Annotated in this window: 1 pseudogene; it reads right to left on the bottom strand. The window is 46.4% G+C overall.

Annotated elements, in window-relative coordinates:
- Positions 1-2: 2 nt before the first annotated feature.
- A pseudogene (locus R7E47_RS24800) lies at positions 3-1,200 on the bottom strand (ATP-binding protein); the annotation flags it as partial.

The raw sequence follows: 1,200 nt of genomic DNA, 5'->3' as shown, positions 1-1,200 counted from the left end.
GTCTACTGCTCGAGCCACTTACACATAATCTGTTCAATATCGGTTGCGGTGTACGGCTTAGTGAGGATGTCGTCCATGCCTGAATCAATGCACTTTTGACGTTCTTCAATCGTTGTGCCTGCTGTTAAGGCGATGATTGGACGGTCGAAGCCTTTTTGTCGCAAGTGAGTCGTTGCTTCGTAACCATCCATTTCCGGCATTCGACAATCCATAAATATCAATTCGTAATCTTTGTTTTTAACCGCTTCTAGCGCTTCCAAACCATTGGCTTTTAAATCAGGAGTAATGTCGAGCTTTTTCAGCATCTGCGTCACAATGACTTGGTTCATTCGGATATCATCCACCACCAATATCGAGCGCCCAGCTAAGTCGCTTCGTTCGACAACAGCCAACTCCCCCGACGCTGCGCCTTGAGCTTGCCCCTCTTTTAAAGGGATGGAAACTTTAAACGTTGTACCTTTGCGCTCTTCACTTTCGAAACTGATCTCACCTTGCATTAAATCCACGAGGTTCTTACAAATCGCTAAGCCCAAACCTGAGCCTTCAAAACTGCGTTTTGCCGAGCGGTCAACTTGTACAAAAGGGTCAAACAACGAACTTTGCGCCGCTAACGGTATCCCAATTCCAGTATCTTCCACCTCAAAAAAACGCAGTGCCGTTTACCCACTCGACTCGCAAGACCACGCCGCCCAAATGGGTAAATTTGATCGCGTTCCCAATCAGATTGACTAAGATTTGGGTGATTCGTTCTAAATCGCCAATCAGAAACTCCGGAATGCCTAACTTCTTGTCGATAGAAAAATGAATGCGCTTCTCTGCCGCTTTCGCCGCAAATACGCCCGTAATGGCTTTTTCGAGATCATCCCACGCAAAAACCTTGTCGATAATTTCCATCATGCCAGCATTCATCTTGCTGAAATCGAGCAAGTCGTTGATGATGACGCGAAGTAAATCGCCCGACTGAATCAAATTACCGAGATATTGCCGTTGATCTTCTCCCAACTGAGTTTTGCTTAACAGCTCTGCGCTGCCGAGTACGCCATTAAGTGGCGTTCTTAACTCGTGGTTAATCATCGCGACAAACTCTTTCGTCGCTTTTTCTGACTCTTCCGCTCGCTTTCTTAACTTGACTTCACGTTCAAGGCTGAGGTGACGGCTGATCACGCCGTGAACCAAATCAGAAACCAGTTCCATTTGTTT

Origin of the sequence: Vibrio sp. Vb1026 (assembly GCF_033338745.1) — a bacterium.
Classification (GTDB): domain Bacteria; phylum Pseudomonadota; class Gammaproteobacteria; order Enterobacterales; family Vibrionaceae; genus Vibrio; species Vibrio alginolyticus.
The sequence above is the reverse complement of the archived record's forward strand: the minus strand, read 5'-3'. Positions and strand labels throughout refer to the sequence as shown.